Here is a 19,741-nt window from a genome sequence, read left to right as displayed (position 1 = left end):
ATTAGTTTGTAAAATTTATTTTTATAAAAAAAAAGAAATGTATTATTAGGAGGTAATTGTAATGGTAAACGTAGCAATTAATGGTTTTGGAAGAATAGGAAGATTAGCTTTAAGATTAATGATCAACAACCCTGAATTTAATGTGGTTGCAATCAACGACTTAACAGATGCTAAAATGTTAGCTCACTTATTCAAATATGATTCAGCTCAAGGAAGATTCGATGGAGAAATCGAAGTTAAAGAAGGAGCTTTTGTAGTAAACGGAAAGGAAATCAAAGTTACTGCAGATGCTAACCCAGCAAACTTACCATGGGGACAATTAAATGTAGATATCGTTTTAGAATGTACTGGATTCTTTGCTTCAAAAGACAAAGCTTCAGCTCATATTCAAGCAGGTGCTAAGAAAGTTGTTATTTCAGCTCCAGCAGGAAACGATCTACCAACAGTAGTTTACAATGTAAACCACGAAATCTTAAAATCAACAGATACAGTTATTTCAGGTGCTTCATGTACTACTAACTGTTTAGCTCCAATGGCTAAAGCTTTAAATGATAACTTTGGATTAACAAAAGGTTTCATGACAACAATTCACTCATACACTAACGATCAAAATACTTTAGATGCTCCACACAGAAAAGGTGATTTAAGAAGAGCTAGAGCAGCTGCAGCTTCAATCATCCCTAACTCAACTGGTGCTGCTAAAGCAATCGGATTAGTTATTCCTGAATTAAAAGGAAAATTAGATGGTGGTGCTCAAAGAGTTCCATGTATCACTGGTTCATTAACTGAATTAGTTTGTACTTTAGATAAGAAAGTAACTGTAGAAGAAGTTAACGCTGCTATGAAGGCTGTTGCTACTGAATCTTACGGATATACTGAAGATGAAATAGTTTCTTGTGATATCATCGGAAGCAGCTTCGGTTCATTATTCGATGCTACACAAACTAAAGTTATGGAAGTTAACGGAGAACAATTAGTTAAAGTTGCTTCTTGGTATGATAACGAAATGTCATACACTAACCAATTAATCAGAACTTTAGGATACTTCGCTAACTTAAAGTAATTTAGATCTAATAGAACATAATTGCGCAATTTTATGTTAAAAATAAGTCTGGTTTTGTAGTATAAGGCTATAAGGCCAGACTATTTTAAAATCTGATAAAATATTTTTAGAGGTGAAAGTGAATGAATTTTAACAAGAAAACAATTGAAGATATCGATGTTAACGGAAAAAAAGTACTAGTAAGATGTGACTTTAATGTTCCATTAAAAGATGGTGTTATAACTGATGAAAACAGATTAAATGGAGCACTTCCAACAATCAAATATTTAGTTGCACATAATGCAAAAGTTATTCTTTGCTCACACTTAGGAAAAGATGCTTCAAAATCATTAGCTCCAGTTGCTAAAAGATTAAGTGAAATGTTAGATAAAGAAGTTGTTTTTGCTAGAGATGAAGAAGTTGTTGGTGAAAATGCTAAAAAAGCAGTTGCAGAAATGAAAGATGGAGACATCGTTTTATTAGAAAACACTAGATGCAGAAAAGAAGAAACAAAGAACGTTGAAACATTCTCTAAAGAATTAGCTTCATTAGCTGACGTATTTGTTAATGATGCATTTGGAACAGCTCACAGAGCTCACTGTTCAACAGTTGGAGTAACTGATTATATAGATACTGCTGTATGTGGATACTTAATTCAAAAAGAATTAAAATTTTTAGGAAATGCAGTTGAAACTCCAGAAAGACCTTTTGTTGCTATTTTAGGTGGAGCAAAAGTTTCAGATAAGATTGCTGTTATTAACAATCTTTTAGATAAAGTTAATACAATCATCATTGGTGGTGGAATGGCTTATACATTCTTAAAGGCTCAAGGATATGAAATCGGAACTTCATTAGTTGAAGAAGATAGACTTGACTACGCTAAAGAAATGATTGCAAAGGCAGAAGAAAAGGGAGTTAAGTTCTTATTACCAGTAGACCATAGAGTTGCTGCAGAATTTAAAGATGTAGCTGCTGTAGTTACTGAAGATCAAAACATTCCTGCTGGAAGTATGGGATTAGATATTGGACCAAAGACAGAAACTTTATATGCAGAAGCTGTTAAAGATGCTAAGACTGTAATCTGGAATGGACCAATGGGAGTGTTCGAATTTGAAAACTTCAACAAAGGAACAATTGCAGTAGCTAAAGCTATGGCTGATTCAAGTGCTACTACTATAATCGGTGGTGGAGATTCAGCTGCTGCTGTTAACATTTTAGGATTTGGAGATAAGATGACTCATATCTCAACTGGTGGTGGAGCATCACTTGAATTCTTAGAAGGTAAAGTATTACCAGGAATTGCTGCATTAAATGACTAATTCTAATAGATATATATAAATAAAAAGTAGTTTCTAATATTACTAATATTGTTTAATGAATATTAAAAATATTGATTGTTAAATAAATAATATTTTGAAAGATTATTAATTGATTTTATTAAAACAAGTTCGACGGGATTTGTAGAAACTTTAGGCCAAAAGTCTCATTTAAGATTATTAGTTAATTGATTTTAAAAATTATATTTAGATGAACTTAAGAAAACTTGATCAATTTTCTTAAGTTCATATCAATTAAAGAATATTCAAAAATAAAAAAGTATTAAAATTATTTGGTTAAGATAAGTAATTTTAAAATGATTCAGTAAGATACGAAACTAAGACACATGAGAGAAGATAACAAGCCGAAATGCCATGATTATTTTTTTTAATGTGCCTAAAATAATAAAATTTAATTATGAGGTGAATATCAATGAGAAAAGCAATTATAGCAGGTAACTGGAAAATGAATAAAACTGTTGATGAAGCAGTTAAAATGATAGAAGAATTAAAACCATTAGTTAAAGATGCTACATGTGATGTAGTTGTATGTCCTACTTTTGTATGTTTAGATGCAGTAAAAAAAGCTGTAGCTGGATCAAATATAAAAGTTGCTGCACAAAACATGCACTTTGAAGAAAGTGGAGCTTTCACAGGAGAAGTTTCTCCATCAATGCTTGAAGCTATGGGAATTGATTATGTTGTTTTAGGACACAGCGAAAGAAGAGAATACTTCAATGAAACTGATGAAGCATTAAACAAAAAGGTTAAAAAAGCTTTTGAACACAACATCACTCCAATTCTTTGTTGTGGAGAAACTTTAGAACAAAGAGAAAACGGAACTACTAATAAAGTTATCGAAGCTCAAATTAAAGCTGATATAGCTGGATTAACTAATGAACAAGTAGAAAAATTAGTTATTGCTTACGAACCAATCTGGGCAATCGGAACTGGTAAAACTGCTACAGATGAGCAAGCAAATGAAACAATAAAAGCAATAAGATCTATGGTTGCTGAAATGTACGGTTCAGAATATGCTGAAAAAACAAGAATTCAATACGGTGGATCAGTTAAACCAAACACAATAAAAGCTCAAATGGAAATGTCTGATATCGATGGAGCATTAGTTGGTGGAGCTAGCTTAGTTGCAGCAGATTTTTCTGCAATAGTTAACTACTAGGATATAAAAGTTATGAACTTTATGTTCATAACTTTTTTTTTAGAATGAATTACTAAAAACAGAAGTGGTATTTCGACAAGAAATATTGATGCAAATTATTCATTATGTAGTAAAAAATAATTCACAAAAAGATGCTATATATGATAAATGAAGACATTTACAAAGTTGCAATGATTATTAAAAAATAATATAATAATATTGTAATAAAACGAAATTATAATAATAGGTGTATGCTATTATTCAATGAGATAAAAATGGAGGTAAAAACATGTCAAAAAAGCCAGTTATGTTAATGATATTAGATGGTTTTGGAATTGCACCAAAATCAGAAGGAAATGCTGTAAGTTTAGCTAAGAAACCAAATTTCGATAGATTAGTTGCAAATTATCCAAATTCTCAATTACAAGCAAGTGGATTAGAAGTTGGATTACCAGAAGGTCAAATGGGAAATTCAGAAGTAGGACATTTAAATATTGGATCAGGTAGAATTGTATATCAAGAATTAACTAGAATTACTAAAGCTATTAAGGATGGGGACTTTTTTGAAAATGAAGCTCTTAGATTAGCTATGAGTAATGCTAAAAAAACTGGAGCAGCGCTACACTTAATGGGATTATTATCAAATGGTGGAGTTCACTCACACATTGATCATTTAAAAGGTCTTTTAGAATTTGCTAAAAAAGAAGGAGTTCAAAATGTTTTTGTTCATGCTTTCATGGATGGAAGAGATGTACCACCTTCATCAGCAAAAGAATTCATAAAAGAAACTGAAGCTGCAATGGCTGAAATTGGAGTAGGTAAAATTGCTACTATAAGTGGTAGATATTATGCAATGGATAGAGATAATAGATGGGAAAGAGTTGAACTTGCATATAACGCATTAGTTTTAGGTAAAGGTGAAACTGCTAATAGTGCAGTAGAAGCAATTGAAAATTCATATCATGACAACAAAACTGATGAATTTGTTTTACCAACAGTAATCTTAGAAAATGGTAGCCCAATAACTAATATTAAGAACGGAGACTCAGTTGTATTCTTTAACTTTAGACCAGATAGAGCAAGAGAAATAACTAGAGCTATTAATGATAAAGAATTTGTAGGATTTAAGAGAGAAACTTTAGATCTTACTTTTGTAACAATGACTCAATATGATAAAACTTTAGAAGGAGTTCATGTTGCTTATACTCCACAAACCTTAGCTAATACTCTTGGACAATATGTAAGTAGTAAGGGATTAAATCAATTAAGAATTGCTGAAACTGAAAAGTATGCTCACGTTACTTTCTTCTTTAATGGTGGTGTTGAAAAAGAAAATCCAGGTGAAGAAAGAGTTGTAATTCCATCACCAAAGGTTGCAACTTATGATCTAAAACCAGAAATGAGTGCATATGAAGTAACAGAAGAATTATTAGCTAGGTTAGATAGCGATAAATATGATATGATAATTCTAAACTTTGCAAATCCAGATATGGTTGGACATACAGGTGTTGTTGAAGCAGCTGTTAAGGCGATTGAATCTGTTGATGAGTGTTTAGGTAATGTCGTAAATAAAGTCTTAGAAAAAGATGGATGTGTATTTATTACTGCAGACCATGGTAATGCTGAAACTATGATAGATTTCTCAACAGGAAATCCATATACAGCTCATACTACAGAGCCAGTTCCATTTGTTTGGGTATCAAATGATACTGAAGGCAAGAAATTAAAAGATGGAAAGCTTGCTGATATAGCTCCAACAATGTTAGGTCAATTAGGTTTAGAAGTACCTGCTGAAATGACTGGAGAAAATTTAATATTAAATAAGTAATTTTATTTAATATAAAGAATAAAACAAAAACGTCATTAACATTTTAGTTAATGACGTTTTTGTTTTATAGTATAGAGAAACAACTTTGAATCTAGACTTATGTGATAGATAACCTAAATAAGGGGAATTTTTTTGCTCGGTTGCTAGATAATTTGGCTGTGGATTTTCGAACAGCCAAATTGTCAACGCAACGTTACGTAAAAGAATTCTCCTTATTTCTAGTATGAAAACACATTCTAATTATAAATCTAATTCTTAAATTGAATATCTATAAACAAGACATAATGGGGATACAATAATTTTATCTGCTCATTAACAGATTCCTCTAATAGCCTATGATCAAACAAATTTGCTTCCTTGCCTGATGAAAAATAATAATGACATTTTGGATTTGTTATTTTATTTCATGTGCCTAGATAGAATTGCATAAAGTAAACAATAAATTAATATATTTATAAAAAAGATTTAGGACTGATAATATGAAAAAAAATTTTGCATATTCTGCTGACTTTGATGAAATTACAGAAAAATTATTTAGAGAGGCAAACTATTTAGGACAAGGAAATAATGGAGTAGTTTATGAATTGCCTAATAAAAAAGTTATAAAAATATTTTTAAAGCAAAAGGTATGTAATGATGAAGGAAGTATTCTTGCTAAAACTAATGGATCAAAATATTTTCCGTACATGTATAAGAAAGGAAAGTTATATGTTGTAAGGGATATGGTGGAAGGAGAAAGGCTTGATGAATACATTAAAGAGAGCGGATTGAGTAATTCGTTGATAGAAAATATATATCAGTTGTTATTAGAATTTAAAAAACTTAAATTTAAAAAGCTTGATACTCGTTGCAAAGATATTTATGTTTCAGAAGATGAAAAACTCATGATAATAGATCCGAAGAAAGCTTATACAAGGAAAGTTGATTATCCAAGGCATCTCATGAAGGGATTGAATAGAATTGGAGTTCTTGAAGAGTTCTTAGAAGGTATAAACAAAATAGATTCTAGAAAAGCAAAAATGTGGAGACTAAAATTTAAAAAATATTGTGAAGCTGAACAATTATCTGGAATTGAGTAAATATATGATTTATAGTTTTGTCTCTAGAAGTTATAGCTGACAATGAAATTAGGATAGTTTAATTCTAATCAGAATTGATAATATAGAATGTAGAATGATTTTTAAAATGTAATCGCATTTTATATGTTTTGCTTATAAAATTTTTATTTTTTATATAAGTTTTTATTATTCATTATTCATTCTACATTATCAATTTTAATATTAATCTATATACAGGATAGAGTGATATTATTGCAGAGAACCATCTGCAGATAAATAATATCCATCAACTTTGATATTACTTGCCATTACTCCAGTAGTTGTATCGAAATAATACCATCTTTCATTAATTTTTTGCCAACCTGTTAACATAGCTCCTTTGTTATCCATGTAGTACCATAATCCATCACTTTGTAGCCAGCCCTTGCTTGCCTTACCATCTGATTGGAAGTAGTACCACTTGTTGTCTATAGCATTAGGAAACCATCCAGTTACCATCTTACCATCGGCGCCTATACCATAGTCACCATCAGGCTCGTTTACCCAAACGTTTTTAACTAATTTTCCGTAGTCAATATAGTATCCCCAGCTGCCATCTGAGAATTTATACCACCCTTGATACTTTCCGTTGCTATCTACAGTTTGTCCTAGATACTTATCAGAATTAACTGCAGCTTCTGCAGTTACAGCTGGCAAACATGGTCCAACTGTTAATACAGTAGCTAAAGATGCAATAATAAATTTTTTAATCATTTTATAAATCACCCCTAATTAAAAAGTAATCCCATAACATTGGTTAAAGGATGTAATACTATTATCTTATAACTAAATGTAAAAATCAACCATAATTACAAAAAAACTCAAACGAAGTATTATGTTGAAAATTTAAATAATATATAAAATGAATAATTAAAAAATTTTTACTAATAATATTATGGTAAGTAAAAAAGCCTTTTTAGTTGAGTTTATCTATTATTATAGCAGTATTAGTAGATATTCATACTAAAGTTCATAATACAAGGAGGGTAATATTAAATGAAAGATTATTTAGAAATTGTAGATGTTGTTGCCAGACAAATAATAGACTCTAGATGTTTTCCTACAGTAGAAGTAGAAATATATCTAGAAGATGGTTCTATGGGAAGAGCAGCAGTACCATCAGGTGCATCAACTGGAATGTACGAAGCAGTAGAATTAAGAGATGGAGATAAAAGTCAATATCAAGGTAAGGGTGTTTTAAATGCAGTAAATAATATAAATGAAACAATTGCTGAAGAATTAATTGGATGCAATGTATTTGACCAAACTTATATTGATGAAATGCTTATTAAATTAGATGGAACTCCTAATAAAGGCAAGTTAGGTGCTAATGCAATTTTGGGTGTTTCATTAGCTGTTGCAAATGCTGCTGCAAATGCTTTAGCAATGCCATTGTACAGATACATAGGTGGAGTAAATGCAAAAGTATTACCAGTTCCTATGATGAATATTTTAAACGGAGGTTCACATGCTGATAACTCTGTAGATTTACAAGAATTTATGATTATGCCAGCTGGAGCTCCTACATTCAGCGAAGCTTTAAGAATGTGCGCTGAAGTTTATCATACATTAAAGAAGATTTTAAACGACAAAGGATATGCAACTGGCATTGGTGATGAGGGTGGATTTGCTCCAAATTTAACATCAAATGCAGAGGCACTTGATGTTATAATAGAAGCAATAGAAAAAGCTGGATATAAACCAGGAGAAGAAATCTTTATTGCAATTGATGCTGCTTCATCAGAATATTATAAGGATGGTAAATATGTATTAGAACATGAGGGCAGAACATTAAGCTCAAAAGAGATGGTTGATTTCTTTGAAGATTGGGTTAATAAGTATCCTATTATTTCCATTGAAGACGGTATGGCAGAAGAGGATTGGGACGGATGGAAGTTAATTACTGAAAGATTAGGAAAGAAAGTTCAATTAGTTGGTGATGATTTGTTTGTTACTAATACTGAAAGACTTGAAAAGGGTATTGAACTTGGAGTAGGTAATTCAATCCTTATTAAGTTAAACCAAATTGGTACATTAACAGAAACATTAAATGCTATAGAAATGGCTAATAGAGCAGGATATACAGCTGTTGTATCTCACAGAAGTGGTGAAACAGAAGATACTACTATAGCTGACTTAGTTGTTGCTGTTAATGCAGGACAAATTAAAACAGGTGCACCAGCAAGATCTGAAAGAGTTGCAAAATATAATCAATTGTTAAGAATTGAAGAAGAATTAGATGAGGTAGCAGAGTATAGAGGTAAGAAGGCTTTCTTCAATATTAAGAAATAGTTATTAATGACATGAAATTGTTATTTTGTGAATCTATCTGAAATAAACAAGGGTATTTTAGAGTTTTTTCTAGAGTACTCTTATTTTTGTAAAAAATTTTAACTTGTGCAAGCTGAAAATAAGTCTAAATAATATAACTTAAATAATCTAGCTGTAAATTTGTAATTGAGAAAAGTTGTAATAATAGAATAATTATGATATGATTTAACATATGTATTATACATAATTATAGGAGGTGTTACCTATGAAAAATATATTTTTAGTCCTAGAAGTAATATTAGGAATATTCACTATTGTGACTGTTTATATGCAACCAAGTAAAGCTGATGCGTTAAGTGGTTTAATACAAGGAGCTACAACAGATACATTTTTTGCAAAAAATAAGTCTAGAACTAAGGAAGTAATTCTTGTAAGATTAACATACATATTTATGGCTCTTTTTGCGATAAATACAATTGTGTTAAATATATTAAAGTAATAGTTTAAGCTACTTAAAATGTAAGTAGCTTTTTTGTTTGTATATAAATAAGTAAGTTTTAGACTTATGTGATACTTTGTCCAAAGTAAGCGGATTTTTTTGCTCAGTTGCTATAGAATCCACTTACTTTTTGTTTTTAAATATATTTCAACATTTTCAGTAACCGAAATAAATGCATGACTTCTATTTGGGGTAATAATCATATAAGTTTAAGATTTAACTTGAATACCTATAGTATGTTTGTTATAAAGGGTAATATGGATATTATAATATTTATTTTTTATTATATATTGAAATAAATTAAATGATTAAGTTAATAATATATAATAAGGCTAAATAAAAATTATATTCTATGTTATCTAAATATAATATATAAGTATAAAATATAATATAGTAAGTTTATATTAGACTATGTTATTATGGTAGTATATAGATACAAAGGAATAATATATAGAAAATTGTATAGTGGAGGAATAGTTATGGGAATAAAGCAAACATTAGCAAGTTTTATGAGAGAAACTGCATATACCCCAATGGATATTGAAGAATTAGTTGCCATATTTGATATAAAGAAAAATGAATATAATGCATTTAAGAAAACTTTGAAAATGATGGAGCATGAAGGAATAATAAGAAGAACAAAAACTAATAGATATATGATAGCAGAAGGTGAAGAGCATCAGGAAGAAGGATTAGTTATTGGAACTCTACAATCTCATGCAAAAGGTTTTGGATTTTTAATTCCTGAAGAAGAAGGACAGAAGGATGTCTTTATTCCTAGTAATTGTATAAATGGAGCTTTTAATGGTGATAAAATCTCAGTAAAAGTAACAAGGGAAGATACAAAGACTAAGAAAAGGGAAGGTATAGTAGTTGAAATCCTTGAAAGAAATACAAGTAAAATTGTTGGAGTATATGAAGATTCAAAAAACTTTGGCTTTGTAATTTCAGAAGATACTAGAATGACGCAAGATATATTTATATCAAAGAAAGACAGAAACAATGCTAAAGATGGGGACGTAGTTATAGTTAAAATAACAAAATGGCCAGATGGAAAAAGAAAACCAGAAGGTGTTGTTACAGAAATTTTAGGTAGAAAAGGCGATAGAGGAATAGATATTTTAATGATCATTAAAAAGCTTGGATTGCCTGAAGAATTTCCTACTAAAGTATTAAATTTTGCTGAAAATATTTCCGAGGAAATTGATGAACAAGAGTATCTAAGCAGAAGAGATTTAAGAGATTTAAGAATGGTAACAATAGATGGTGAAGATGCTAAGGATTTAGATGATGCTGTATCTATTGAAAAGTTACCAAATGGGAACTTTAGACTAGGAGTTCATATTGCGGATGTAACTAATTATGTTAGAGAGAATAATCCATTGGATAGGGAAGCATTAAAAAGAGCAACTTCGGTTTATTTAATTGATAGAGTTGTTCCAATGCTACCTAGAAAATTATCAAATGGTATATGTTCGTTAAATCCTAGAGTAGACAGACTAACATTAACTTGTTTTATGGAAATAAACAATAAGGGAATGGTTGTAGATCATGAAATAGTTGAATCTATTATTAAAACTAATGAAAGAATGACATATACAGATGTTACAAAGATTTTAAAAGATCATGATGAAGAGTTAATAAAAAAATATGATTATCTTTATGATGATTTTAAGTTAATGGAAGAGCTTTGTAATATTTTAAGAGAGAAGAGAACTAGAAGAGGAGCCATTGATTTTGAAATCGCAGAAGCTAAAATAATATTAAATGAATTAGGTAAACCAATTGAGATTAAACCTTATGAACGTGAAATTGCTAATAGAATGATTGAAGAGTTTATGTTAGCAGCTAATGAAACAGTAGCTGAGCATATGTTTAAAACTAAAATACCGTTTGTATATAGAATCCATGAAAGCCCTGATGAAGAAAAACTAACAAAGTTTAAGGAATTTGTATATAATTTAGGATACAATATTAGTTGGACAGAAGAAATACATCCTAAGAGTTTCCAAGAAATTTTAGAGAAAGTTAAAGGACAAAATGAAGAAACTGTTGTAAGTACCTTATTATTACGTTCAATGATGCAAGCTAAATATGCACCAGCATGTATAGGACATTTTGGCTTAGCAGCTCAATATTATTGTCATTTTACTTCTCCAATAAGAAGATATCCAGATTTACAAATTCATAGAATAATAAAGGAATATTTGCATGCACAAATAGATGAAAAGAGATACAATAGGTTGAAAAATATAGTTGGATATGCAGCTAAGCAGTCATCAGAAATGGAAAGAAAGGCACAAGATGCTGAAAGAGAAGTTGATGATTTAAAGAAAGCAGAGTATATGCAAGATAGAATTGGAGAAGAATTTGAAGGAATTATATCTTCAGTTACAAGCTTTGGAATATTCGTTGAATTACCAAGTACAATTGAAGGGTTAGTTCATGTTAATGATTTAAATGATGATTATTATGTATTTAATGAATCACATCTTTCACTAACTGGAGAAAGAACTAAAAAGGTATATAAATTAGGAGATAAGGTTAAAGTTGAATGTGTGGATGTAGATATAGCTAATAGAGAGATTTTCTTTAGAATTACAGAAGAACCTAAGAGAGAAGATGAAATAGCTGATAAAGATGATAGTCAAATTCAAATTAAATGAAGGAGACTAAGATACGATAGAAAAAAGCTTAGAGAGGGCAAGTTATAGAATTTAAATAATTATAGAATATATAAGATATTTTATAATTAATAGAGATATTCTGAAGAATATTTATTTAATCATTCTTCAGAATATTATTTTGAAATTAAAGTTAACTATTATTTTATATTTAGCATTATTAAAATAAACAATTAGATTCTATTTTTAATATGTAAGTTTTGAAAAATAATTTGTATCAAAATAAGTAACAGTAACTTAATTTTACTTGAAAATTAAAAATATAAATATATATAAGTTATAAAAAATTTTATTCATAAATTCTCGGTCTCAGCAAAAGAAGTAAATAGCAAAATTTATTATTTATGGATTTTATTAATTAGAACATATAGATATATGTATATTTCTATATGTTTCTAAAGTTGATTTGTAGGAATGCGTATAATATAATCTTAAGTAAGGCATATGAAGGAAAGTAAAAAGTTGAAATTATAAAGAATTAGAAGAGTAACTTTTTATTTTTTCAATGTCTCTAAAGAAATATAGCCATAGTAGGTGATTAAAGTGGTAAGAAAGAAAAATGAAAATTCATTAGCTGAAAATAGAAAGGCTAGACATGATTACTTTGTTGAGGAAGCAATGGAAGCTGGATTGGTTTTAGTTGGAACAGAGGTTAAATCTATAAGAAAAGGAAGAGTAAACCTTAAAGATTGTTATGCTGATATATACAATGGAGAAATATTTATAAAGAACATGCATATAAGTCCTTATGAGCAAGGAAATATATTTAATGTAGATCCAGTAAGAGAAAGAAAATTATTATTGCATAAAGATCAAATAAGAAGATTAGATGCTTTAGTATGCCAAGATGGATATACTTTAGTACCTTTATCACTTTATTTAAAAGAAGGTAAGGTTAAGGTTGCACTTGGAGTATGCAAAGGTAAGAAAAATTATGATAAGAGAGATGCAATGCTTGAAAAAGCACAAAAGAGAGATATTGACAGAGCTATAAAAGAAAGAAATAGATATTAAGGCATATGAAAAAATTAATCTTAGTAGATGGACTTGTTATTTGTGATTGTGCTTAAGTTGCTTAAAATTTGTTTTTAGGAGGCTTTTTATTTTTTATTTTATTTGGTGTAGAAATTTGTTGTGCATTTAAAATAAAAATTAAAAAGTTCTTGCAATATATTAAACAAGCATATATAATAAAATTAATCCGATGATAATACTTTGGATTAAGCAGTTAATAATAATTATTATTTAACTGTTGACAAAATAAAAGAATATTTATATAATCATGTCAGAAACTAATTAAATAGTCTGATATCTTATCAAGAGTGGCGGAGGGACTGGCCCTGTGAAGCCCAGCAACCGAAATAGTGGTTCATTTACCAATATATTATACGGTGCTAATTCCTGCAGCTTTTTTTTAGCTGGTAGATGAGAGGGTAAATTTGTGTAGTGTATTGCGCGCTAGAGGTTTATTCTCTAGCGCTTTTGTTTTTTAGTTATCCGGAAACTAAGTAAGGACAATTAGGGAGGAATGTGTTTTGGTAGAAATAAAAAACGTAGTTAAAAGTTTTGGGAAAACACAAGTTATAAAAGATGTATCAATGAGCATTAAGCAAGGTGAAATTTATGGAATAATAGGACATAGTGGGGCAGGTAAATCCACATTGCTTAGATGTATAAATGGACTTGAAACTTATGATGGTGGATCTATTAATGTAATGGGGAAAGAGGTCTGTTCGTTAAGTGGTTCAGAACTTAGAGAATTTAGAAAAGATTTAGGGATGATTTTTCAAAACTTCAATCTTTTACAAAGAAAAAATGTATTTGATAATGTTGCACTTCCTCTTGAAGTGTGGGGATATGATAAGAAAATAATTGAGACTAAGGTATTAGATTTACTTAAATTAGTTGGCTTAGAGGATAAAAAACTAAGCAAACCATCGCAACTTAGTGGTGGACAAAAGCAAAGAGTGGCGATAGCAAGAGCATTAGCATTGGATCCAAAGATATTACTTTGTGATGAGGCAACATCAGCGTTAGATCCTAAGATTACAAAGGATATTTTAGCTTTACTTTCTAAAATTAATAAAGAGCTAGGGATAACAATAATAATGGTTACTCACCAAATGGAAGTTATAAAAGAGGTGTGTCAAAGAGTTGCATTATTAGATGGTGGAGAAATAAAGGCAGAAGGAAGAGCAGAAGATTTATTTTTAAAGCCGGGAACTTCATTAAAGAAATTCCTAGGTGAAGAAGATGAAGAAGAAATATTGCCAGAGAGCGGAGTTAATATTAAGTTATTTTTCCCAAGTAATTCTTCAGAGAATGCACTTATAACTAAAATGGCGAGAGAGCTAGAAATAGATTTTTCAATAGTTTGGGGTAAACTTGAAAAATTTAGAAGTGAAGTATTAGGGGGGCTTGTAATAAATATAAGCGAAAATGATAAAGATAAGGTTCTAAAGTACCTTGAAGGTAAAGAAATTTTGTGGGAGGTGCTTAAGTAATGAACGAAATAATAGGAAAAGCGTTAATAGAAACATTAGAAATGGTTTTTGTATCAACTACATTTTCTGTAATTTTAGGTTTTATACCTGCAATTTTATTAACAGTTACTGCAAATGATGGCTTAAAACCTAATAAAATTATTTATAATATTTTAGATTTTATTGTTAATACATTAAGAAGTTTTCCATTTGTTATATTAATGGTAATAATTGTACCTTTAACAAAAATAATTGCAGGTAAATCAATAGGGACAGTGGCAGCAATGGTTCCACTTACAGTTGCAGCAGCACCTTTTGTTGCAAGAGTTATAGAATCATCTTTAAGAGAAGTAGATAAAGGTGTAATAGAAGCGGCAAAGTCTTTTGGGGCTTCAAATACTCAAATTATATTTAAAGTTATGCTTAAGGAAGCAATTCCTTCGATAATGTCAGGAATAACTCTTACAATAATAAGTATTGTTGGATATTCTGCAATGGCAGGTGCTATTGGAGGCGGAGGTCTTGGAGATGTAGCAATAAGATATGGATATCAAAGATTCCAAACAGACGTAATGATAGTAACATGTATTATTCTAATTGTAGTAGTACAAGTTCTACAACTTTTAGGAAATTATTTTTATAATAAATTATCAAAATAATTCACAATATATAATTAAGAAGTTATTTTCTATAAAATATATAAAAACTTTTATATATTTTATAGTTGCAAATATATTATAAAAAATCTTAATAATTAGATATCAAATTATTAAAGCATAAGCTTAAAATGGGGGTAATAAATATGAAAAAGAAATCAATTTTATCAATAGCTTTAGCGGGTGTAGTCGCATTAGGATTAGTAGGATGTGGAGGAACATCTACAAATACAGCATCTAAAGAAGATAAGGTAATAAAAATCGGGGTAACACCAAAACCACACAGGGAAATAGTAGATATAGCTAAACCATTACTTGAAAAAGAAGGATATACAGTAGAAGTAACTGAATTTAATGATTATGTTCAACCAAATACATCAGTATCAGAAGGTGAATTAGATGCAAACTTCTTCCAACATATGCCTTACTTAAAAGAACAAAATGAATCAAAGGGGCTAAATTTAGTATCAGTAGGAGCTATTCATTTAGAACCAATGGGATTATATTCTCATAAAATAAAAAGTTTAGATGAACTTAAAGATGGAGCTACAATTGCGGTTCCAAATGATCCATCAAATGAAGCTAGAGCATTAAAGTTATTAGCATCAAAGGGAGTAATTAAAATTTCAGATGGTGAATTAGTTACACCAAAAGATATAACAGAAAATCCAAAGAATTTGAAGTTTAGTGAATTAGAAGCGGCAGCAGTTCCAAGATCAATAGATGATGTTGATGCAGCTATAATAAATGGTAACTATGCAATAGAAGCTAAATTCAATCCATCTACAGATGCTATTATTATAGAAGATAAAGATTCAGAAGCTGCTAAGCCTTATGCTAATATAATTGCAGTAAAAGCAGGTAATGAAAATGAACAAAAAATTAAAGATTTAGTAAAAGCAATGACTTCACCAGAAGTTAAAGAATTTATAGAAAAAGAATACAATGGAGCAGTAATTCCAGTATTTTAAATTATAATATAAAAATAAGGATGAGCAATAGTTCATCCTTATTTTTATATAGATAAATAACTTGTAACTTAAGATTATGTGGCAAGTAACCGAAAGAAATAATGCTCTGTTTGTTTCGGTTACTAGAGAAAATGATTGTGGATTTCTAACATCACAAGTTGTACCCATTCCAGTATGCTCCTTAAACAAGTTAAGGACATACAAGAATGGAACAACTTGTGATGAATAAATCCTACAATCATTTTCTCAATGTAACACTCAACAAAAGAGCACCATTTCTTTCTAGTTTGGAATATATTCCGAAGTATAAGTATGGTTTGTTATTTGTTTATTTAAGTAGAATGATGTGATTAAGCAAGATTTTGTACTTGATAAAGTTTAATTAGTGTTATTATCGAGTATCTGTATCTATAAAATGTACTTTATCCCATCCGCATCTATATTGTTATGAATTTTGATATTATTTTATAATGCTTATTTAAGGCACATGAAAATAAATGACAAGCCCAAAGCGGCTATGAGATGTTCTTATATGCAGCATAGCTGCTTCTTTAAAGGTGCATATTTTTCATAGGACAAGGAAGCAAAGTGCCATCATAAGTCTATTATGCGATTTTTCTGACTCAGGATGATGGAAAATAGGCTAGTAGATGGATTTGTTGTTTATTTGATTGTGCCTAATTATAATTAATTCGATTAATTTTATAGGAAGATATGAGAAAGGAAATAGAAAAGATGAATAAACAAGAATTGGAAAGTCAAATTCAATTAAAGATATGGACATATAATTTCTTTGCAGTAAGTTTATTGAAAGTGCCATCAAAAGAAATTATAGATAATTTTTTAGATTATAAAAAAATTCAACAATTTGAAAAAGTTGAATTAAAAGAAGTAGAATTGCTTATTAAACAATTAAAGAAATTAAAGTCATACAAAAATGAAGAATGGATAAAGATACACGAGGAATATTCTTCTTTGTTTGAAGGAACACGAGGTTTTAATCTTCCATTATGGGAATCAGTATATAAGGGTAGTGAAAATATTTTATTAGATGAAAATACTTTAAAGGTTCAACAGTATTATAAAAAATGGGGAATTGGGGTAATCAGAGATATAAAGCAACCTTGTGATCATATTGGACTGGAGTTTAGCTTCATGGCTTGGCTTAATAAATCTATGATAAAAAGTTTAATAAGAGATGATATAGATGAGTTTAAAAAATATGTAGATGGACAATTGGAGTTTTTAAATAATCATATTTTAACATTCTTATCTTCATTTTGTGAAATATTACGAAAAAAATCAACACATCAATTTTATAAAGAAATATCTTATTTAGTTTTAGATTATGTCAATCAAGAAATAGATTCTCTGTTAAAATTGAAAGAAATAAAAATATTTAATAACAATGATGTTAATATACAATTACATGAAGATGATGAAAAACAGATAGGTTTGTATAAGCTTAGCGAGGATGAAATAAAGCAAGAAGAAAAGACGGAAGTTATATCAACTTCAGGGCGTAATAATTGTGGTGGACGTTGCATAATAAAAGCACATGTAAAAGGTGGAAATATAATTAAATTAACAACAGATACAGAAGAAGAAAGTGATGTAGGGCCGCAAATTCGAGCATGTGTCAGAGGTAGAGGGTATAGAAAAACATTTTTGAGTCCAGATCGTTTGAAATATCCAATGAAGAGGGTTGGACAAAGAGGTGAAGGCATATTTAAAAGAATTTCATGGGAAGAAGCAGTAGATATAATAGCATCAGAAATTCAGAGAATAAAAAAAGAATATGGACCTGAATCAAGGTATGTTAATTATTCAACAGGAGTTAGTGCAGTTCTAAGAGGAGATAGATTATCAAGAAGATTATTAGCTTTAGATGGAGGATATTTAGGATATTATAATGATTATAGCAGTGCATGTATTAAATATACAACACCATATACATATGGCACAATTTACGCGGGTAATAGTACAAAGGATTTGTTAAATTCTAAATTGATTATACTTTGGGGACACAATCCAGCAGAAACAATTTTTGATCCATTAATGGGATACTATTTAAAAAAAGCAAAAGAAGCAGGTGCAAAAATTATAGTTGTAGATCCTAGATATAGTGATACGGCAGCTGGATTTGCAGATCAATGGATAGGTCTTAAACCTACAACAGACAGTGCTCTTATGGATGCTATGGCATATGTGATTTTATCAGAAAACTTACAAAATCAAGAGTTCATGGATAAATACTGTTTAGGATTTGATAAGTATCATATGCCACAAGGAGTTGATAAGGGAGAAAACTATTATTCATATGTATTTGGTGAAAGAGATGGAATTCCGAAAACTCCTGAATGGGCTGAGAAAATTACAGGCGTTGATCAAAAAACTATTTATAAGTTTGCTTGTGAATATGCTACAACTAAACCAGCAGCTATTGTGCAAGGCTATGGTCCGCAAAGAAACTCTAATGGAGAACAGACTATAAGAAGTTCTACTATGTTAGCATGTTTAACAGGTAATGTAGGTATTAAAGGGGGGAGTGCAGCTGGAGCTACTTATATAAAGCAGCATGAAGAACCAGAACTAGATGTTCTTGATAATCCATATAAAGCTAAAATTCCTACTTTCCTATGGACAGATGCTATTTTAAGAGGAACAGAAATGACTTCAAAAAATGATGGTGTTCAAGGTGTAGAGAAATTAAAAAGTAATATAAAAATGATAATAAATTTGGCAGGAAATACATTGATTAATCAACATTCAGATATTAATAGAACTATAGAAATTTTAAAGGATACATCTAAGTGTGAATTTATTGTATGTTCAGATTTATTTATGACACCAAGTGCTAAGTTTGCAGATATATTACTTCCTGGAACATCTGTATTCGAAGGCGTAAATATTACAACTCCATGGTCTCAAGGAGATTATATAATGTATAACAATCAAGCAATAGAACCGCTTTTTGATGGTAGATTTGAATATGATTGGTTAAAAGAAGTGGCAGAAAAAATAGGACTTAAAGAAAAATTTACAGAAGGACATGAAACAGTACAAGAGTGGGCAAAAGCTATTTATGAAGAAACTAGAAAGAATGAACCAGAACTGCCACAGTTTGACGAATTTACTAAAAGAGGAGTTTATAAATATAAGCCAAGAGATAGTTATATTGCGTTTAAGGAGCAAATTGAAGATTTTTATAATAATCCATTTCCAACACCATCAGGAAAGATAGAGATATTTTCTAAGAGATTATATGATTTGAATAATCCAAAAGAAATACCGGCAATACCTAAATATATAGGTGCATTTGAGGGAATAAATGATCCCAAGAGAGAAACATTTCCACTCCAGATGATAGGCTGGCATACAAAGACAAGATGCCATTCTATTCATGATAATAATGATTGGATGGAAGAAATAGAGCCACATAAAATGTGGATTAATCCAAGCGATGCAAAGGAGAGGAATATCAAAGAAGATGATTTGGTTGAGGTTTGGAATGACAGAGGAATAATTCAAATTAAAGCACATATAACAAGGCGTATTGTAAAAGGAGTAATTGCGGTAGCACAAGGTGCTTGGTATAGAGCTAATAATGAAGGCATTGATATTAGAGGAAATATTAATACTCTTACTATTTCAAAACCAACACCTCTTGCAAAAGGAAACCCGCAACATAGTAATTTAGTAGAGGTAAGGCGCATTTAAAAGAATAAGGTACGT

General features: G+C 29.9%; 15 protein-coding genes and 1 riboswitch. Of the genes, 14 read left to right on the top strand and 1 reads right to left on the bottom strand.

Translation table 11 applies throughout. The features are described from left to right. The first annotated feature begins 61 nt into the window (after window positions 1-61). The 5 genes from gap to CLSA_RS19420 all read left to right on the top strand — a co-directional run bounded on the left by gap (window position 62) and on the right by CLSA_RS19420 (window position 6,424). Window positions 62-1,063, top strand: coding sequence for a type I glyceraldehyde-3-phosphate dehydrogenase (gap, locus tag CLSA_RS19440; RefSeq protein ID WP_022749551.1), 1,002 nt, complete (start codon window positions 62-64; stop codon window positions 1,061-1,063). Window positions 1,064-1,185: 122 nt separating this feature from the next. Further along, complete coding sequence (locus CLSA_RS19435; RefSeq protein ID WP_022749549.1) at window positions 1,186-2,361, top strand: phosphoglycerate kinase; 1,176 nt, start codon at window positions 1,186-1,188, stop codon at window positions 2,359-2,361. A 430-nt stretch (window positions 2,362-2,791) separates the two neighbouring features. Then, complete coding sequence (tpiA, locus tag CLSA_RS19430; protein WP_022749546.1) at window positions 2,792-3,538, top strand: triose-phosphate isomerase; 747 nt, start codon at window positions 2,792-2,794, stop codon at window positions 3,536-3,538. A gap of 268 nt (window positions 3,539-3,806) precedes the next feature. Continuing rightward, window positions 3,807-5,345, top strand: a complete 1,539-nt coding sequence (gene gpmI / locus CLSA_RS19425) for a 2,3-bisphosphoglycerate-independent phosphoglycerate mutase (RefSeq protein ID WP_022749543.1) — start codon at window positions 3,807-3,809, stop codon at window positions 5,343-5,345. A 479-nt stretch (window positions 5,346-5,824) separates the two neighbouring features. Beyond that, entirely contained in the window at window positions 5,825-6,424 is a 600-nt protein-coding gene (locus CLSA_RS19420) for a protein kinase family protein (RefSeq protein ID WP_022749539.1), read from the top strand. Window positions 6,425-6,652: 228 nt separating this feature from the next. On the opposite strand, the gene CLSA_RS19415 is transcribed toward CLSA_RS19420, so the two are convergent. After that, a complete protein-coding gene (locus tag CLSA_RS19415) occupies window positions 6,653-7,156 on the bottom strand; it encodes a cell wall-binding protein (RefSeq protein WP_022749537.1) in 504 nt (167 codons plus the stop codon). Between the two features lie 282 nt (window positions 7,157-7,438). On the opposite strand from CLSA_RS19415, the gene eno reads away from it, so the two are divergent. The 9 genes from eno to CLSA_RS19375 all read left to right on the top strand — a co-directional run bounded on the left by eno (window position 7,439) and on the right by CLSA_RS19375 (window position 19,726). Further along, the gene (gene eno / locus CLSA_RS19410; protein WP_022749534.1) at window positions 7,439-8,734 is read left to right on the top strand and encodes a phosphopyruvate hydratase; all 1,296 of its coding nucleotides are present in this window, start codon (window positions 7,439-7,441) and stop codon (window positions 8,732-8,734) included. 244 nt (window positions 8,735-8,978) lie between these two features. Further along, window positions 8,979-9,212, top strand: a complete 234-nt coding sequence (gene secG, locus CLSA_RS19405; RefSeq protein WP_022749530.1) for a preprotein translocase subunit SecG — start codon at window positions 8,979-8,981, stop codon at window positions 9,210-9,212. A 479-nt stretch (window positions 9,213-9,691) separates the two neighbouring features. Further along, on the top strand, window positions 9,692-11,878 hold the full coding sequence (rnr, locus tag CLSA_RS19400) for a ribonuclease R (protein ID WP_041716378.1): 2,187 nt from the start codon (window positions 9,692-9,694) through the stop codon (window positions 11,876-11,878). Between the two features lie 561 nt (window positions 11,879-12,439). Further along, entirely contained in the window at window positions 12,440-12,910 is a 471-nt protein-coding gene (smpB, locus tag CLSA_RS19395; protein ID WP_022749522.1) for an SsrA-binding protein SmpB, read from the top strand. Between the two features lie 296 nt (window positions 12,911-13,206). Beyond that, a riboswitch (SAM riboswitch) is annotated at window positions 13,207-13,328 on the top strand. Between the two features lie 103 nt (window positions 13,329-13,431). Next, window positions 13,432-14,400, top strand: coding sequence for a methionine ABC transporter ATP-binding protein (locus CLSA_RS19390; protein WP_022749518.1), 969 nt, complete (start codon window positions 13,432-13,434; stop codon window positions 14,398-14,400). Further along, window positions 14,400-15,038: a methionine ABC transporter permease gene (locus CLSA_RS19385; protein ID WP_022749515.1), complete on the top strand. Its 639-nt coding sequence runs from the start codon at window positions 14,400-14,402 to the stop codon at window positions 15,036-15,038. Before CLSA_RS19390 ends, CLSA_RS19385 begins: the two co-directional genes overlap by 1 nt. A gap of 143 nt (window positions 15,039-15,181) precedes the next feature. Next, complete coding sequence (locus CLSA_RS19380; protein ID WP_022749511.1) at window positions 15,182-16,006, top strand: MetQ/NlpA family ABC transporter substrate-binding protein; 825 nt, start codon at window positions 15,182-15,184, stop codon at window positions 16,004-16,006. Window positions 16,007-16,082: 76 nt separating this feature from the next. Next, entirely contained in the window at window positions 16,083-16,235 is a 153-nt protein-coding gene (locus CLSA_RS23245; RefSeq protein WP_022749507.1) for a hypothetical protein, read from the top strand. 506 nt (window positions 16,236-16,741) lie between these two features. Further along, window positions 16,742-19,726, top strand: a complete 2,985-nt coding sequence (locus CLSA_RS19375; RefSeq protein WP_077393855.1) for a DMSO/selenate family reductase complex A subunit — start codon at window positions 16,742-16,744, stop codon at window positions 19,724-19,726. Window positions 19,727-19,741 lie beyond the last annotated feature (15 nt).

The sequence above is a fragment of the Clostridium saccharobutylicum DSM 13864 genome (genome assembly GCF_000473995.1).
GTDB classification, from domain to species: Bacteria; Bacillota; Clostridia; order Clostridiales; family Clostridiaceae; genus Clostridium; species Clostridium saccharobutylicum.
This window is presented reverse-complemented; position numbering and strand designations above follow the sequence as displayed.